General features: G+C 44.4%; 1 protein-coding gene. It reads left to right on the forward strand.

Going from position 1 to position 387, the window contains the following annotated elements:
* Nucleotides 1-387 (forward strand): HYR-like domain-containing protein (locus tag ACZIX2_RS14265; RefSeq protein WP_463340764.1); only part of this gene is annotated, 387 nt, incomplete at both ends.

A 387-nucleotide genomic window follows, 5' to 3' on the forward strand; every position in this document is an offset into this window, starting at 1 on the left:
CCCACAAGATGCGACATTCAATTGTGTAGCAGGAGATTCTGGTATGGCAACCGCCACAGACAATTGTGATAAAGCCCCTAAAGTAACTTACAAAGACGAAGGTACTTTAGACAACTGTGGATTAGGAGTTATCACCAGAACATGGACCGCGACAGACTGCGCTGGTAACACTTCAACCGGAGTTCAAAAAATCACGATAAAAGATGATGAAAAACCCGTGTTGACAGTCCCACAAGATGCAACATTCAATTGTGTAGCAGGAGATTCTGGTATGGCAACCGCCACAGACAATTGTGATAAAGCCCCTAAAGTAACTTACAAAGACGAGGGCACTTTAGACAACTGTGGATTAGGAGTTATCACCAGAACATGGACCGCCACAGATTG

The sequence above is a fragment of the Flavobacterium riviphilum genome, from assembly GCF_055231795.1.